Origin of the sequence: Grimontia indica, assembly GCF_000333895.2 — a bacterium.
Taxonomy (GTDB): domain Bacteria; phylum Pseudomonadota; class Gammaproteobacteria; order Enterobacterales; family Vibrionaceae; genus Enterovibrio; species Enterovibrio indicus.
Genome location: NZ_ANFM02000021.1, coordinates 49460 through 65726, shown reverse-complemented (window position 1 = coordinate 65726; position 16267 = coordinate 49460). Strand labels below are relative to the sequence as shown.

Here is a 16267-nt window from a genome sequence, read left to right as displayed (position 1 = left end):
AATTGCGGTTGCAAACAATTCCAAATATCCCTCAGCCTTAGCTTGTACGCTGTCATCTACTCGAGCTGACCCAAGAAGTTAGCGTTGTATATACCTCGCTGTTGATTTAGGGGGGAGTGATGACACAACCAACATATGCCCATTGCCTTCGCCCGTTGTCATTTCAGGACAACGGCACTTTTACCGCAGACCTCTGCTATCGGGAACGCACTGACACCGTCGTTCTTTCTTGGAGCGATATGTTTTGCCTTGCCGGTATGCAAGATGGCTCCGTCCGCGCTACATCAAAATTCTTACCTGCTCTGTTTCCGCTGAACCGTTGGGGTGATGCAGAAAGTACAGCTATGCTGGTGCGTGAGCTGCAGTCCACGGCTTGCCATATGTTGAGGCTATATGCGCCTCCTTCAGAAGCTGTACGCAAAGAATTGGAGAAGCTGAATTTCAGCCCGGTTCAATTATGTAGGTTAAGCGGGTACTCCCAAGGGAATTTCAGCCGCACAGTTGAAAGCAAGAAAGAGGCGGACATGGCACTTAGCCTTGTTCTCGCCACGCTGCATCGGCTTCGAGCCCTGACTATCATGTCAGGACAGCAAGGACGGGCAGCTGCGACGGATAGCAAAGACCAAATGCTGGCTTCGTTTCGAGTTAAGCTTCGGAACGTTGAAGACATGAGCCGTCCGTTGGTTGGAACCCAACGTGCTGATCTACCTTCTGTTGTGTTCGATCTCATGGGGTACGGCGTTGTGCGTCTGACTGTCATAGACATGGTTCAACTCATGATAGGCGAACGCCTTCCACCGCCACTTGCTAGTTTGGAAGAAAGACTGAACCATGATGAGCAAATGAAGGCAGAACTGGTGCGGGTCAGTTATGAAGTGCTTCTCAAAAAATGGATGAGCAAATCTGTCTGGCAGCATGTTCTGACTGAGTTTGAACTCAGCACCGGTGACATCTATCAGCTTGGTGCACCGTTTACAGAAGCAGTATTGTCCGACACGTCTTCAGCGTTTGACTGTCCGCAACCGCCTTGGCTGATTTGGATAATCCCTTTTCTGACCAACTCAGGCGTAGGAAGAACGGTTCCTAAGCATGCGGATTATGCGCTACAGGCTCCAGCGAGCGAGATAGCGCCACCTCCAGTATTTAGTTAGTTGTCGCGAAAGAAAAAGAGTGCTTTTACAGCAAAGGGATGCAAAAACTGCAAACTAATGTGCACTTATTTCCATAGCGTGGGATGTCCTGAAAATTAATCATAGATACCGACAATCTGATGCTCTCAGGAACGAGTGCCTCAGATTGTTCGGATATTTGAACACAGCCAAGATGCTTGAATTTTTCACGCGGCTGTCCTGATTTGTAGCCTGGACGCTGGAGACGCAATGAATAATATCAGTATGGACACGATGACGGTGGTGGAAGCGAATAACGGCTTCGACACCCGTTTCCCCGCAAAAGAGGATCTGTCGCTTCCTTATCGCCAACTCTTTCCCCTTATTACCAAAGCAGCAAACACCCCATTTCACGCCATGTTACCCCATCGAATTAAGCAAAATATTGTGGGTCTGAAGCATGTACTTTCCCGATATTTAGGAGAGCGTTTTCAGGTGTTGTATGCCATGAAAACCAATCGTTCTGCTGCGTTGGTAAAGGCCGCTGCTGAGGAAGGGATTGGCATTGATGTGTCATCGCTTGAAGAGTTTCAACTAGCACTCACGCAAGGAGTGTGCGGGCGAGACTGCAGCTTATCTGGGCCATTTAAATCAGTGGAGTTTTTGACACTGGCACTGAGGCAGAATGCTCGAATTGTTGTCGATAGCGATGAAGAGTTGCTTCAAATCCAGAATCTTGCTGTATCGATTGGAAAAACTGCCCGTGTGCTACTTCGCTGGAATGCAGAGCAGCCTCATACTCGTTTTGGGATGAATACAGTCAAGTTGAAAGCCGCCTCTTTGGTCGCTGACAGCTTGTCGAATATTGAGCTGGAAGGGGCAGGCTTTCACCTTTCCGGTTACTGCCCACTAGAACGTGGTAAAGCACTCTCTGACTTACTGGATGCGGCTGATGCGCTGCGGTATGGCGCTGACATTCGTTGGAAAGTAATAAACATCGGTGGTGGCTACCCGCTTCGCTACGTCGAAGAAGCCACTTGGCGACGTTTCCAAAATGCCATCGACAGGCAGGACTTTGTTGCGGGCCGAATGCCAAAAAGTTTTTACCCTTACTGGCACCCAGATACGCTGGAGACTGCCGTAGAAAAAGTGCTGATCGAAAGTGGCAATGCAGAACGTTTGAAAGCCAACAACATTGAGCTCAGTGTTGAACCGGGGCGAGCATTAACGGATGGCGCTGGCTTCACCGCTTTTGAAGTGCTGGGCACTAAAACCACCAATGCTGGGGATCACTGTGTTGTTGTCAAAGGCCTCAGCTTCAGCTTCTCGGAAACCTGGTTCAATTCGGAATTTATCGTTGACCCTGTCCATCTTCCTGCCTCTCAAGAAACGACTAAATCGACAAATCCTGTCCGCGCCTATATCGCCGGTCAAAGCTGCCTTGAAGAAGATGTGCTGACTTACCGCAAGGTGCCTTTCTCCCAAATGCCCAAAGCCGGCGACTTGCTGGTTTTCAACAATACAGCCGGTTACCTGATGGACCTGCTGGAAACCCGTTTTCATGGTTTGCCTATCCCTAACAAAGTTGTTCTGGATAACAAGGAAGATTCTTTTTCAATCGAGGAGGTACGAGGATGAAACTCTGCACAGCGATGCACCAGATGATTGGTGAGACACCGATGCTTGCTCTGAGGTTTGCCCACAGTGATTGGACACTTTGGTTGAAAGTGGAAAAGAATAATCCCGGGCAAAGCATGAAAGATCGTATGGCGCGCGAAATGCTTTTCGATGCGCTGCGCTCAGGCCGATTAAAGCGCGGCGGAACAGTGGTGGAATCTTCTTCTGGAAATACAGCCACTGCGCTTGCTTACATGTGTGCGGAGATTGGCATTAACTTCATTGCGGTTGTTGACCACCACGCGGCACCTGACAAGCTCGCAGCCGTGAAAGCTTATGGTGGGAAAATACATCTGTTGGAAGGTAATTTTGCCGATGATGAAGTGGCAACGGTTGCCCGCATTGAAACTGCACGAAATCTTGCCGCTTCTATTAATGGCGGTCTGTTTATGGACCAGTGCAATAACGCCGCGAACCCAGCGGGTTACACCAACACGCTGGCGGTAGAGCTCCAGGAGCAGCTTGGCGACAACCTCGATAGTCTGGTTTGTTGCGTTGGCACAGGCGGGAGCATCGTCGGCGTAGGCGAGGCGCTTCGCGTGCGTTATCCAGCGCTGGAAATTATTGGAGTGGAACCGGTTGGTTCGGTGATTTTCGGCTTCCCAAGTGGGCCTTACTGGCAATCTGGAACAGGCATGCCAGAAGGGGATGTGATGGGGCCATTTTACGACCCTGAACTTCTCGACGAAGGCGTTCGCGTCAGCGATGCGGAAGCTTTCACAACCTGTCGATATCTCGCCCGTGAGCATGGATTGTTGGTGGGTGGCTCAGCGGGTGGCGCGATTTACGAAGCCATTAAACGCTGTGCGAAGCGTGAAGGCAGCGGCAACATGGTTTGCCTGATCTGCGATGGCGGAGAAAAATACCTGAACACGGTTTACAACGATGATTGGTTACATGGTAAAGGACTTTACCATGGCTCTGTTTATGAGTACTTAAACGATGTTGTTGCTAAACCACAGCGTACTGAAACGCCATGGTTTGATGCTGAGCAAGAAGACAAGGAGGCGTCTTTTGCATAGAGAAACACATTGGACTGGGCTGGCGATGATTTTCCTGGCTGTCGTTTCGGCGACAGCCATGGATGCATTCATCAAGCTCGCTGGTGGTGATATAGGCACTTGGCAGCTGCTCTTTATGCGCTGGATAATCGGCGCTTTAGTAATATTGCCTGTGGTGGCCTACTACTGGAAAAAGCGCGAGAAGATTAAAGATCGCCGTATCTACTACTGGCGCTTTGCGCTTAATCTGGTGGGTTGTTACGCCTTGTTTTACTCCTTGGCCAACCTGCCGTTTGCCACCGTGATTACCATTTTGTTTGCAGAGCCCATTTTCATTATCCCGTTGGCTGTTTTTTTACTCGGTGAAAAGATTTCGTTGAAGAACGTTATCGCGAGTCTAGTCGGTTTTGGTGCGGTGTTTTACATCAATCGACCTGAAGATGCAGGCAGCGGATTTAGTGTGATTGCGCCCATTGTGGCGGCGCTGACGCTGGCGATTGAGCACGTGCTGAATAAGCGTTTGGGTTCAGAAGAAAACCCTCAGTTTATGCTGTTCTGGTTGGCGGTACCGTTGGCCGCGGTATCTCTGCCAATGACAGTGTTTGTGGAAGGTTGGGTAGAAATCTCGGCCATGCAATGGGGTATCGTACTTCTCGCGGCAGTGTTGGGCAATGCCTACAACTATTTCATTATTATGGGATTCCGTCGTGCGCATGTGGCAACAGGCAGTGTGTTGTTGTATCTGTCAGTGCCTATGGCATTTCTCATCGGCGTGATGTTCTTCAATGAAATTCCAACATTGTCTGATGTGGTTTGTGGTGCGTTGATTTTAGGGGCAAGTATGTTGGCAAACATGCGAAGACCGGGTGACAAGCAGCAAGAAGAATCTGGTGAGGAAGTGCCAGTAAACTCTTGATGTGCTCTGTTTGATGACCCACCAAACACTTTAAAAAAACTCGCCCTGAGGCGAGTTTTTTTATGCGACATCAGCCTGTGAAGGCGCTGGGAGAGTAAACTGGCAATTTTCTGTCAGCCACTTTTCCAGAAAACGGTAAGCGTCTTCATCCGGCATCACGCGTGAGCCAGCAAGCTTATAACCAAAACCTGTGGGCACAACTTGCGGTGTCACCATGACCAACTCTCCAGTGGCGAGTTCATTTTGAATAAAGAGAGGGTCGACGACGGCAATCCCACCGATCTCTTTCACGATAGAAATCGCGCTGCTAATAGAGTCCGTCATCATTCTCTGCGAACACCAACTTTGGCGAACATCCATGTCTAGCTTGTCTAGGAAGATCTCCCAGTCAGCTTCAGTTGACGAAGGGTGAACGATACGTCCGTGTTTGAGTAACTCCGGCCAAGAGGCGTCGATGAGCGTTTCAAGATATTCAGGCTTAGCGACGGCGACAAGCCGCTCGTCGTAGAACTTTTGGTCTTTGCTGTTAACGGTATAAACCACCGCCATATCAAAGTCTTCATCGGCAAAGTCGATGGTGTGGCTGTAGGCAACATGAAAGTGAAACTGACCGAACTCGGAGACTAATGAAAAGTTATCGTGAGTATTGGGAAGCATCCAACGTAGCCCAAATGAAATAGGGAGTTTTACATTCAGCGAATCATCTTTTTTTAGGGTTGAGCAAGCAGAGTTGATGATCTCGAAGCCATCATTCAACTGCTTTGCCAATTGCTTTCCGGCCTCACTGAGTTTTACGTTCCCCTTACTGCCAAGCACCAGTCGCTGATCAAAGTAACTCTCGACAGTCTTAATGTGCTTGTAGACGCCTGTTGCATCGATACACATTTCCTCTCCCGCGAGGAAATAGGACTGGGTTCTGGCAACAGCGAGGAACACTTCAAGGCTTTTATAAGAGGGGGTGCATCGTGACATCGGTTAATTATTGAGTCCTGTTTCAATAGTGGAAAGATTATATGACCTCTGTTGTCTCGGTGTTGCAATGCATGTCCGAATTTTTGGGTTTGATATGAGAGGTGAATCTAATTATGTTCACACGCGTGTTACAGAGAGTAGTGAGTCATCGCTTTGTTTACCCCTGTATCTAGTGCTTTTGTCGGAAAACTTTACACTTCATCCAGTTTTGTGGTCATTTCGGCTTGAAAAGATGATGTATGTTTATTTGGTCAAACTGTTGTCAGAACGATTAATGGATGGTGTCGATAAGGTGGGTAGATGGAACAGCAATTCCCTTTTTTTGTTATGCTCACTCATCTGTCACAACAAATTGAAAATGTCCCGCGCACTTTCGAAGAATAAGACAGATCTCAACTTGCTGTGTTTTGCGATGACACCTGCTTTTTTATCTTTGTGCTAAGTTTTTATCTCGCCTAAATTCAAACTCTTAAATTAAGATGAATTCATTGAGCTTTGATTCATTGAAGGTGGGTTGGGTGCAAATTAAGACGATTTTGACAGGGGCTTTTTTGTCATTGGTGGCTTTAGCTTCGCAGGCTGCTCCGTTTAATGCTTATCCCAAAATCGACATCGACTCCCGCCAAATTTACTCTCTTGAACGCTTCCCTTACTACGATTACTTCGTTTGTCTGAAAATATCACCATCTGGTCAAGCCGTTTTAAACGTACTCGACACTGATCAGGTTTTCAGGAAAGCTTTGAAGCAAGTCGCAGGTGAGGCTGCGGCTCGTCAATATCGCTATCTCAATGAATTACCGGCCAAGCGCGCCTACTTTTCTAACATGGTCACCGCACCTTCTTTTCCTCAAAAGGAGCAGGTGCCTTTTGGTGCAGATGAGAGATACGAATACAGCCACCAATACCTGAAACAGCCAAAATCTGCTTATCACTATGATTTAGCGACACTTGGGATCTATCAGGAACGTTTTGACCGTGGGACAAAACGCCACTGGTTGGTGGTTGGTATTCAGTTCTTGCAACGTGAATCAGATTGGAAAGTGGCGCCAATGAGCAACATTGGAGAGTTGATTATTCTACTTTCCCTCGACATCAAACAAATCCAACAAGCTGCCGACGAGCAGCAAGCCTATCAATATGCGCAGAATGCCGCTGAAGCCTATTTCTTTGCTGCCAACCCAGATAACTGTCATTCGCAACAACACTGATTCATCACCCTGTTAAGGAGAGAGAAATGAGCCGAGAAAAGGTCGCGGACCTGATTGCTGGATGGAGTCTCAAAGAGAAAGTCGGGCAATTGTTCATTCTGGCGTTTCCCGGGAAATCAGCTACCACAGCGGAGCGTATGATTACCGAGTACAACCTTGGCGGCTGTTACCTGAGCCAAGACAATGCGGAAACTTTTGAAGAGGCCCACAACCTCAACAAAGCGCTTGACGAGTTGCTGGAAAGAAATCATCGACTGCCGCTGTTGCTTGGTGTTGATCAGGAAGGTGCATGGGGCGTGTTGGTGGGTGAGTCCACAACAGGCCCGGGCAATCTGGCTTTAGGCGTGCAAAACAGCACTGAAGGGACAGAGTTGATGTACAAAGTCTGCGGCGATGAAATGCGAAACGCAGGCTTTAACTGTATTCTCGGCCCTTGCTGTGATGTGAACCTGAACCCAGCCTCTCCGATCATCGACACGCGATCTTTTGGTGATCAGCCGGATAAAGTCAGTGACCACTCAGCCGCTGCAGTAAAAGGTCTTCATGCAGGCAGTATTGTCGCCTGTGCCAAACACTTTCCGGGACATGGTGATACCCATGGTGACACGCACCGTGAAATACCACGGGTTGATAAATCCTATGATGAACTTAAAGCCAACGATTTAGCGCCATTCCAGGCCGCAATCGATGCAGGTGTTGATCTCATCATGACCAGTCATATTCTCTATCCACAAATTGACAGGGAATATCCGGCTACCTTGTCTCCGGCGATTTTGCAGCAGGTGCTGCGTCAAGACATGGGCTTCGATGGCATCATTATTTCAGACAGCATGAACATGGGGGCAATCCAAAACCATTACACCCCAGTAGATGCGGCTGTGAAGGCGATGAAAGCGGGCATCACCATGATTATGCTTTCAGAAGAGCATTACGATCATTCTGATGCGTATCTCGACAAGCAGCTGGCAATGATCCATGGCCTGATAGATGCGGTGGAATCTGGTGATTTGGACGAGTCCGTGATTGATTCTGCGCTGGAGCGCGTCGTGGCATTTAAACTGGACAAGCTGGTGCCTCAGGCGCGTTATGCCGCGGTCTCCTTCGCGCAAAACAGGCTGATTGCCAGTGAAGTGGCGGAAAACGCCATTACCTGGGTGCGTGGTGGCTTGGAAGATGTGGCTGAGAAACCGGTTTACTTGCTGAACGCTACGCCTGCGGAAAGCTATTACAACCTGATGAATCCGCGTGGCATAGGTCCGAATCAGGCAGAATCTGCGTTTGGCACGTTTAGAGAGGTGCTTCTGCAGGAACATGGCAACAGCCGTGAGGTGACACTAGAAACACTGAACAGCTGTGAAGATGGCTATCTGGTGGTGGTCACAGAAAATTACCCACTGCCGGGAGAAGACTTTGATCAGGTGAAGGCGAAAGAAACGGTTCAACAGCTCAGCCGGGATTTCGACAACTTGATTGTGGTTGCATTGCGAAGTCCTTATGACCTATTGGTTTACCCTGATGTGATTCACTACCTCTGCGCGCACTCTTCAAGACCGGAAAGTGCAGAAGCAGCGGCCAATGTTCTACTAGGGAGAATCCCCGAGGCTTACGGTATCGCGGTGAGTCGCGTGAAATGATGTTCGGTTGGAAAAAATAGCCGCGATAAGCGGCTATTTTTTGTGGTGGATTTCAGAGCTTCACACTCTTCACCATACCTGCTTCCGCATGGCCTGGGATGTTACAGGCAAATTCCACATTCTTGTCGCCGTGGAAGTGCCACAGCAGTTGTTTCGCTTTACCTGGTTTAACGGTCACAGTACTGCCCGAATCATGATCGTGATGGCCTGTCATGGTTTTCATCATCTCACGGTGTTTCAGTTGCTCTTCCATAGAACCGATAGAAAATTCGTGGTCGATTTTACCTACGTTCATTACCACGAACTGCACCACGTCATTTGGCTCAATGGTCACGTCTTTTTTGAAGTTGATGCGCATGTCATCAGTCAGGATAACGTGAACCACTTTGTCCGGCTTCGCGCCGTTAGCTGGCATACCTACCGCTGACATGCCTTCCATATTCATCATGTTTGAATGGTCCATTTTAGAGTGGTCCATATCACCATGACCCATGGCGCTGTGATCCATTTCTCCATGATTCATCGTGCTGTGGTCCATAGAACCGTGGTCCATTGAGCCATGATCCATTTTCGAATGATCCATTGCTTGTGCAAATACACCAGTGGTAACCAGAGCCAGAGAAAGTGCAATCAGTGTCTTTTTCATCGTATTTTTCCTTTTAAAATTGGTTATCACTGAGCTTTTCAGCCCAGTGAATTTGTTATGCGTTTTGGGTGACTTCTTTGTTTTTCCAAAGCTTGAAGATGGCTGGGAGAACCAGCAGGGTAAGTAACAGGGCAGAGGCCATGCCACCAATCATTGGTGCAGCGATACGCTGCATAACCTCAGAGCCAGTGCCCTCGCCATACATGATGGGGATAAGGCCGATGATGACTGTCAGCACCGTCATCATGACCGGACGCACACGCAAGCCAGCGCCTTCGCGAATCGCGTCGGTCAGATCTTTCCCTGTCAGTGGTTGGTTTTCTTCCTGCGCATGGAGTTTGCGGTAGTGCCAAGCCTGATTGAGATAAACCAGCATGATGACCCCAATCTCCACGGCAACACCGGCAAGGGCGATAAAACCAACACCAACAGCAACGGAGAAGTTGAAGCCGAGGTAGTGCATCAGCCACAGGCCGCCGACCAGAGAGAGTGGCAGGGTAGCCATGATGATCAGCACTTCACCGACACGGCGGAAGCTCATATAAAGCAACAGCATGATGATGGCGATCGTCACAGGAACCACAACGCTCAGGCGTTCTTTGGCGCGTTCCATGTATTCGTATTGCCCTGACCAAGCGAGTGAGTATCCTGCTGGCAGTACCAACTGTTCGGCGACGGTTTGCTGTGCTTCTGCCACATAAGAGCCCAGATCACGGCCGTCGATATCGACAAACACCCAGCCGTTAGGACGCGCGTTTTCCGTTTTGATCATTGGAGGGCCATCTTCATAGCGAATATCTGCGACATCCGCCAGTGCAATACGCGCACCGTTTGGTGTTACCAAAGGCAGCTCCTGAAGCTTCACCACTGAGTCGCGGTAATCTTGCGGATAGCGCACGTTGATCGGGTAGCGCTCCAAGCCTTCGATGGTTTCGCCGACATTCATGCCACCCACTGCAGTAGTAATCACCTGCTGAACATCTTTGATGCTGAGGCCGTAACGGGCGGCGGCACGACGTTTGATGTCGATGGTGACGTAGCGCCCGCCAGCGACACGTTCTGCGTAAACTGAGGCTGTTCCTTCAACGCCGTTGAGGATTGGTTCAAGTTGGGAACCAATGGTTTCAATCACCGCCAAGTCTGGTCCGGCGATCTTGATACCAATCGGTGTCTTGATGCCTGTCGCCAGCATGTCGATACGGGTTTTAATCGGCATCACCCAGGCATTGGTTAATCCTGGGAATTTCACCAGATCATCGAACTCTTTACGCAATGAATCGGTCGTGACACCGTCACGCCATTCTTCGCGAGGCTTCAGTTGGATCACGGTTTCAATCATGGTCAGCGGGGCAGGGTCAGTCGCGGTCTCAGCACGGCCAATCTTGCCCCAGACAGATTCCACTTCAGGTACGGTTTTGATCAGCTTGTTAGTCTGTTGCAGCAGTTCGCGCGCTTTACCGATGGAAATGCCAGGGTAAGTGGTTGGCATGTACATCAGGTCGCCTTCATCCAGCGGTGGGATGAATTCGCTGCCGAGCTTACTGGTGGGGTAGTACGCCGACGCCATCAGAGTGATTGCTACCACAATCATGGTTTTCGGGAATTTCAGGCTGAGGTTCAACAGTGGGCGATATAGCGCCACCAAACCGCGGTTTACCGGGTTCTTGTTCTCAGGCAGTACCTTTCCGCGAATGAAGTAACCCATCAACACAGGCACGAGTGTGATCGCCAAACCCGCAGCGGCAGCCATTGCGTAGGTTTTGGTAAATGCCAGCGGCGAGAACATCTTGCCTTCCTGACCTTCCAGAGCGAACACGGGGACAAAACTCAGCGTAATGATCAGCAGTGAGAAGAAGAGTGGCGCACCGACTTCCTCTGCCGCTTTGCTGATCACCTGCCAGCGATTTTTGTCCGTCAGCGGCGTTCGTTCAATGTGCTTATGGACGTTCTCTATCATCACGATAGCGCCGTCCACCATGGCACCGATGGCAATAGCGATACCGCCTAACGACATGATGTTGGCGTTAATGCCTTGCCAGTGCATCACGATAAACGCAGACAGAATTCCGATGGGTAAACTGATGGCGATAACCAGCGACGAGCGGATATGGAACAGGAAAAGGGCACAGACCAACGCAACCACGATGAACTCTTCCGCGAGCTTCTTCCAGAGGTTCTCAACGGCCGCATCAATCAGCGTCGAGCGGTCATAGGTAGGGACGATTTCCACGCCTTCCGGCAAGCTACGCTTTAAGTCTTCCAGTTTGGTTTTGACGTTGGTAATCACCTCGCTGGCGTTCTCGCCAAAGCGCATCACAATCACGCCGCCAACCGCTTCACCTTCACCGTTAAACTCGGAAATACCACGGCGCATTTGAGGGCCGATGTTGATATCCGCGATGTCACCCAGCAACAAAGGCGTGCCTTTGTCGGTGACCTTGATAGGCAGTGATTGAATATCTTCCACGCTGGAAAGGTAACCCGTGGTGCGCACCATGTGCTCGGCTTCGGCAATTTCGATCACCGACGCGCCCGCTTCTTGGTTGCCATTCTGGATTGCCATGTTGACCTGTTGCAAAGTCAGGTCATAAGCACGCAGTTTGGCAGGGTCAATTTGTACCTGATATTGCTTCACCATGCCGCCGACAGTGGCCACTTCTGACACACCTTCAACGGTTTGAAGCTCGTACTTCAGGAACCAGTCTTGTAAGCTGCGAAGTTCAGCCAGATCGTGTTGCCCGGTTTTGTCCTGCAACACGTAGCTGTAAATCCAGCCCACACCGGTAGCATCCGGACCCAGGGTGGGTTTGGCATTTGGAGGCAGTTTGGGTGCAACCTGGCTTAGGTATTCCAACACACGGGAGCGTGCCCAATACATGTCGGTATCATCATTGAAAATGATGTAAACGTACGAGTCGCCAAAGAAGGAATACCCGCGCACGGTTTCCGCGCCCGGCACCGCCAACATCGCGGTAGTGAGAGGGTAGGTGACCTGATCTTCCACTACCTGTGGCGCTTGGCCGGGATAGGTGGTTTTGATGATCACCTGAACATCAGACAAATCAGGAATGGCATCAACAGGCGTATTTTTTACGCTGTAGAGACCACCCAATGTCAGGAATAAGGTCGCGACCAACACCAGAAAACGGTTAGCAATCGACCAGCGAATAATCGCACCAATCATTGGCTACCTCCATTCAGCTCCAGCGCTTTCAGTGTGTAGTCAGAACCGTTTTTCTGAACCTGAAAACGTACCGTCTGACCTTCTGCAAAACTGCCAAGGTCAACGTCTCCATCCACCGAGAAATTCATTTCTCCTGCTTGCCAGTTCCACTCATCTACCGGCTGGTGGTTGAGTGTGATCATGCCGAAATCTGCCATTAACATGTAGATATCGCCGACGACCCACACTTCATTTGGTGTTGTGCTTTCACTGACTTTGTAATCAACAATTTCGTATTGACCGGAAGCGCCTTTCTGCATCTCGAAGTCGATTGCCTGACCTGCAGAGAAGTCGCCCATTTCGATGCCTTCTGCAAAGGTGAAATCCATCACCATGCCCGGCCAGTTCCATTCAGGAACGGGTTCATGGTTGATGGTCAGCATGCGGTGGCCTGCCATCACGTTAGTGATTTCGCCTTTTGCCCATTGGGTTTCAGGTGGTGCTTCTACACCATTGATGCGCGCTAAATCTGCAGATTGGCTTGACTCAGAATCCAGCATGAAGTGTGCAGAAGTGACAATGCGATCTTGCTCTGTCAGCCCTTGCAGCACCTCGATCTTATCGCCTGCTTCGCGACCAACCTCAATGCGGGCAGAGCGATATTTGCCTTCACCTTCTGCAAGTACCACACGCGTCATGCCGCCAGAGCGGATCACTGACGACTTAGGGATAGTCAGCACCGCCTCATCGGTCACTGGTTGCAATGCGATATTGGCGAACATGTTGGGCTTGAGATCGCCATCCTGATTCGAGAATTTCAGGCGAACGCGAAGGGTCCGGGTTTTCGGGTCCAGAATCGGATAAACATAGTCAACCTTACCTTGCCATTCCTGACCGGGAATCGCGTCGAGCGTCATGGTGGCTTTGCTGCCTGCTTTCACCCAATGTGCCTGACGTTCGAAGACTTCGGCATCAACCCAGACTTCTTCCAATGGGCCCGCACTGATCACCGCTTGAGCAGGGGAAAGATAACCCCCTTCTCGAATGTTCAGGCTTGCGATGACACCGTCTGCCAGTGCTTTTACTTCAATGGTTTGGGAAGCTTTGCCACGCTTTTTGATTTGCTGGATCTGTTCACGGTCGACGCCAAGTGAAACCAGACGTTCAGTCGCGCCTTTGACCAGCCCATTTCGGCCAGTGCGGTAGGCGTTGAGCAGTTCTTCCTGCGCTTTGACCAGTTCAGGAGAGTAGAGCGTGAAAAGCACATCGCCTTTACTGACTTTCTCTCCGACTGCGTTGATGTAAAGTTTCTCAACCCAGCCCGCGACACGGACGTTGGTTTGCCATAGCAGGCTCTCATCGAAGGCGATGTAACCGACGGTTTCGATGCGTGGTGATAGTTGGGATAACTCAACGGTTGCCGTTTTCACGCCAAGGTTATTTTCAACCGCAGGGTCGATTTTCACTGTCCCGGGTTTGTCGTTACCCCCAGCCAGGTCTTCGGCATAAACCGGGATCAAATCCATCCCCATCGGTGATTTACCCGGCTTATCTCGCTGATAGTTAGGGTCCATTGGCGCGACCCAGTACAGAGGCTCGTCTGAGCCTGCAGATGAAGTGCTTTCCGCCATGGCCGACATATCATGGCCATGCCCTGCCATAAATTGATTCGCGCTAAACCCAATCACGCCACCGACCAGTAACGCCAATGTGGCTATTTGCATTGTTTTCATTGTTCTTTCCCCGTTACTGATGAGCGTTTCTTGTTGTTGGTTGTGCGATATCCGGCGTATCGACGCGATAGTCAAAGCCACCCAGCAAAGCAGCGAGGTTGCTGTTCACTAAGTTCAGGTCAGTGATAATGCGCTGTTTTTCCAGCGCGAGTGTCAGCTCATCGCTGGCAGCGGCAATCACATCGCTGAACTGTGCGGTGTTGTTCTGATATCCACGTTCAACGGCTTGAGTACGTGCCTTCGCTTGTTCAATCAGGGTGTTTCGGTAGCGCTCCAAACGCTGTTCCAGGTTTTCCCTGTCAACGAGCAAGGCATTCACCTTGGCGTTCATCTGTGCGAGGAGAAGATCTTTCTGGGATTTGGCTGCACCTACCTGGTACTGGGCAGCAGCATGGTTTTTATCCTGACGGTTATCCGTAAACAGCGGTAAATCCATGGTCAGGTAAGCACTGACCAAATCGGATGCTGGTTGGCCGTTCATACCGTTTGCCTGTCGGTAGGCGTACATGACTTCTACACCAAATTGCGGCGCATAAGCTTGCTCTGCGATTTCCACCTGCGTTTCGCTGGCTGAAATGGCGGCATCGGTCATTTTGACCATAGGGTGAGTGACCAATAGCGCGTAATGCTCTGTGCCGTCTGAGCGTTCAATGCGTTGGTTCAGGTGTTGCCAGTCGAGTTGGTTTGACGTGAGAAGTTGACCATTTTGTGCCAGCCATTGTGTACCCAGCCACTCGGAAAGCTGCGAGGTAATGCGGCGCTGCATTTGGGCATTGGCCTGAAGCTTTTCATCCAGCTTGCTCACTTGCAGTTGCGCGTTCAGTAAATCCTGTGCTTCATTCTTACCAATCGAATAATTGGTTTGAATGAAGTTGGCCAGTTCACGCATCAGGCGTTGGTTTTCTTTCAGAATATCTTCGGCTTGTTGCTGATACCCCAACTCCAACCAAAGTTGGGTAATACCATTGGCAATATCGCGCTCGCGGGCGTCGACCTGAAGGGACATACCGTCAGCCTGCTGATTGGCTTTTTTCTGCTGTAGCGAGAGGGTTTCACCACGTTCGAATTGTTGCATCAGACCCAAAGAGATATTGGTCATTGGGTCTTGGTCGAACTGAAAACTGTCGACAGGTAACCCGCCGAACCCGACTTTTAGTTTCGGATCCATCAGTGTTGCGCTGGCAATGCCGGTTTCACGCATGGCTTGAGATTGCGCATAAAACTGTTTGCGACTGGCATCATAGCGCAGCGCTTGTTCAATCAACTGTGTCAGAGAGTCTTGCTTGGCCGTTATCTCAGCTGCTGTTGCCATATTGTGGGCAAAAACAGGTGCAGAGACAGAGACCAGAGCACAGACCGACAAAGCCAGTAAGCTTGGTTTGAATTTCATAACTAAATCCATTTCTGGCGTCGAAAAGCGACGCGAAAACACACTCAGCGCCTTATTTCGGGCGCAATAAGGTCAAGATGATGGATTTAGGATATTGGAGGTCTGTAGAGAGACTGTGGTTGATAGACCGTCTGGGCTGACAGGTCGGTATTCATCAGTGCCAGTTTGGCCTGATTGACGGGGGCTGTTTGTTGGTCAGTGAAAAGTGCAAAGGCAGAGAAGCAGGTTGCTGGGCAACAGTTGTGGTCCATGCCTGCTGCTGAGCCGCAGTCAGGGGCAGAGGATTCGGTCATCATGGTGTGACCGGCATGCGGGTTAGCTATTTGCTCTTTCATTTCGCAGGCGACAACAGGCTGATGATGTTGCGTCATCATTTCCATTGCATTCATTGGGGAGCCAGATGCAATAGCCGACACCAGCATGGCAAGCAGGCTGATGATGGATATCCAGTATTTTCTGAGAGAAGAAATACGCATCTGACTTCAATAGCGAAACAACATTCGATTTAGAATAAACCTTCCCCCTACGGTAAGGTCAATGATTTTCCCTATCACTCGCTACTGACTGCTGGTTTTTCCCACCAGTGCGCGGCTTTCCACAGAACAAAACGTTGAATCTTACTTAGTGATTGCGCTAAACACCGAACTTGTTACTATCAGAGAAATAGTCGGGGAGCCATTTGGCTGAGAACGCATCGCGTGACCCGTTGAACCTGAGGCAGTTAGTACTGACGTAGGGAACTATGATTTCGAACGATATGCATTCCTTCAGATTTCTTCTATCGCTCGTCCTCTGTTCCCTGAGTCTTTAAAGGGAAC

General features: G+C 50.0%; 12 protein-coding genes and 1 riboswitch. Of the genes, 6 read left to right on the top strand and 6 right to left on the bottom strand.

Annotated features, from left to right (window positions below; genetic code table 11):
* Positions 1-119: 119 nt before the first annotated feature.
* The 4 genes from D515_RS13025 (at position 120) to D515_RS13010 (ending at position 4703) form a co-directional block, all read left to right on the top strand.
* A complete protein-coding gene (locus D515_RS13025; RefSeq protein ID WP_002539108.1) occupies positions 120-1151 on the top strand; it encodes a hypothetical protein in 1032 nt (343 codons plus the stop codon).
* 228 nt (positions 1152-1379) lie between these two features.
* On the top strand, positions 1380-2747 hold the full coding sequence (locus D515_RS13020; RefSeq protein ID WP_051997510.1) for an alanine racemase: 1368 nt from the start codon (positions 1380-1382) through the stop codon (positions 2745-2747).
* Positions 2744-3808, top strand: a complete 1065-nt coding sequence (locus D515_RS13015) for a PLP-dependent cysteine synthase family protein (protein WP_002539104.1) — start codon at positions 2744-2746, stop codon at positions 3806-3808. The genes D515_RS13020 and D515_RS13015 overlap by 4 nt, the downstream gene beginning before the upstream one ends.
* Positions 3801-4703: a DMT family transporter gene (locus D515_RS13010; protein ID WP_039850079.1), complete on the top strand. Its 903-nt coding sequence runs from the start codon at positions 3801-3803 to the stop codon at positions 4701-4703. Before D515_RS13015 ends, D515_RS13010 begins: the two co-directional genes overlap by 8 nt.
* A gap of 60 nt (positions 4704-4763) precedes the next feature.
* Here D515_RS13010 and D515_RS13005 read toward each other — a convergent pair whose 3' ends face one another.
* On the bottom strand, positions 4764-5675 hold the full coding sequence (locus tag D515_RS13005) for a LysR substrate-binding domain-containing protein (protein ID WP_083939895.1): 912 nt from the start codon (positions 5673-5675) through the stop codon (positions 4764-4766).
* A gap of 518 nt (positions 5676-6193) precedes the next feature.
* Between D515_RS13005 and D515_RS13000 the strand changes: the two genes are divergently transcribed.
* Both D515_RS13000 and D515_RS12995 read left to right on the top strand, forming a co-directional pair.
* Positions 6194-6883 (top strand): hypothetical protein, encoded by a 690-nt coding sequence (locus D515_RS13000; RefSeq protein WP_002539101.1) that lies wholly within the window; start codon positions 6194-6196, stop codon positions 6881-6883.
* 26 nt (positions 6884-6909) lie between these two features.
* Complete coding sequence (locus D515_RS12995; protein ID WP_002539100.1) at positions 6910-8517, top strand: glycoside hydrolase family 3 N-terminal domain-containing protein; 1608 nt, start codon at positions 6910-6912, stop codon at positions 8515-8517.
* A gap of 52 nt (positions 8518-8569) precedes the next feature.
* Here the strand turns inward: D515_RS12995 and copI are convergent, their stop codons facing one another.
* The 5 genes from copI to D515_RS12970 form a co-directional block, all read right to left on the bottom strand.
* Entirely contained in the window at positions 8570-9163 is a 594-nt protein-coding gene (gene copI, locus D515_RS12990) for a copper-resistant cuproprotein CopI (RefSeq protein ID WP_002539099.1), read from the bottom strand.
* A 55-nt stretch (positions 9164-9218) separates the two neighbouring features.
* On the bottom strand, positions 9219-12347 hold the full coding sequence (locus D515_RS12985) for an efflux RND transporter permease subunit (RefSeq protein WP_002539098.1): 3129 nt from the start codon (positions 12345-12347) through the stop codon (positions 9219-9221).
* Positions 12344-14059, bottom strand: a complete 1716-nt coding sequence (locus tag D515_RS12980; RefSeq protein WP_002539097.1) for an efflux RND transporter periplasmic adaptor subunit — start codon at positions 14057-14059, stop codon at positions 12344-12346. The genes D515_RS12985 and D515_RS12980 overlap by 4 nt, the downstream gene beginning before the upstream one ends.
* Positions 14060-14072: 13 nt before the next feature.
* The gene (locus D515_RS12975) at positions 14073-15449 is read right to left on the bottom strand and encodes a TolC family protein (RefSeq protein WP_039850075.1); all 1377 of its coding nucleotides are present in this window, start codon (positions 15447-15449) and stop codon (positions 14073-14075) included.
* A gap of 86 nt (positions 15450-15535) precedes the next feature.
* Entirely contained in the window at positions 15536-15925 is a 390-nt protein-coding gene (locus D515_RS12970) for a hypothetical protein (protein ID WP_002539094.1), read from the bottom strand.
* Between the two features lie 182 nt (positions 15926-16107).
* A riboswitch (TPP riboswitch) is annotated at positions 16108-16205 on the top strand.
* Positions 16206-16267 lie beyond the last annotated feature (62 nt).

Bases quoted from the DNA above. Each gene is read 5' to 3' on its own strand.
- D515_RS13025 (WP_002539108.1), top strand. From the start codon at position 120: ATGACACAACCAACATATGCCCATTGCCTTCGCCCGTTGTCATTTCAG.
- D515_RS13020 (WP_051997510.1), top strand. From the start codon at position 1,380: ATGAATAATATCAGTATGGACACGATGACGGTGGTGGAAGCGAATAAC.
- D515_RS13015 (WP_002539104.1), top strand. From the start codon at position 2,744: ATGAAACTCTGCACAGCGATGCACCAGATGATTGGTGAGACACCGATG.
- D515_RS13005 (WP_083939895.1), bottom strand. From the start codon at position 5,675: ATGTCACGATGCACCCCCTCTTATAAAAGCCTTGAAGTGTTCCTCGCT.
- D515_RS12995 (WP_002539100.1), top strand. From the start codon at position 6,910: ATGAGCCGAGAAAAGGTCGCGGACCTGATTGCTGGATGGAGTCTCAAA.
- copI (WP_002539099.1), bottom strand. From the start codon at position 9,163: ATGAAAAAGACACTGATTGCACTTTCTCTGGCTCTGGTTACCACTGGT.
- D515_RS12985 (WP_002539098.1), bottom strand. From the start codon at position 12,347: ATGATTGGTGCGATTATTCGCTGGTCGATTGCTAACCGTTTTCTGGTG.
- D515_RS12980 (WP_002539097.1), bottom strand. From the start codon at position 14,059: ATGAAAACAATGCAAATAGCCACATTGGCGTTACTGGTCGGTGGCGTG.
- D515_RS12975 (WP_039850075.1), bottom strand. From the start codon at position 15,449: ATGAAATTCAAACCAAGCTTACTGGCTTTGTCGGTCTGTGCTCTGGTC.
- D515_RS12970 (WP_002539094.1), bottom strand. From the start codon at position 15,925: ATGCGTATTTCTTCTCTCAGAAAATACTGGATATCCATCATCAGCCTG.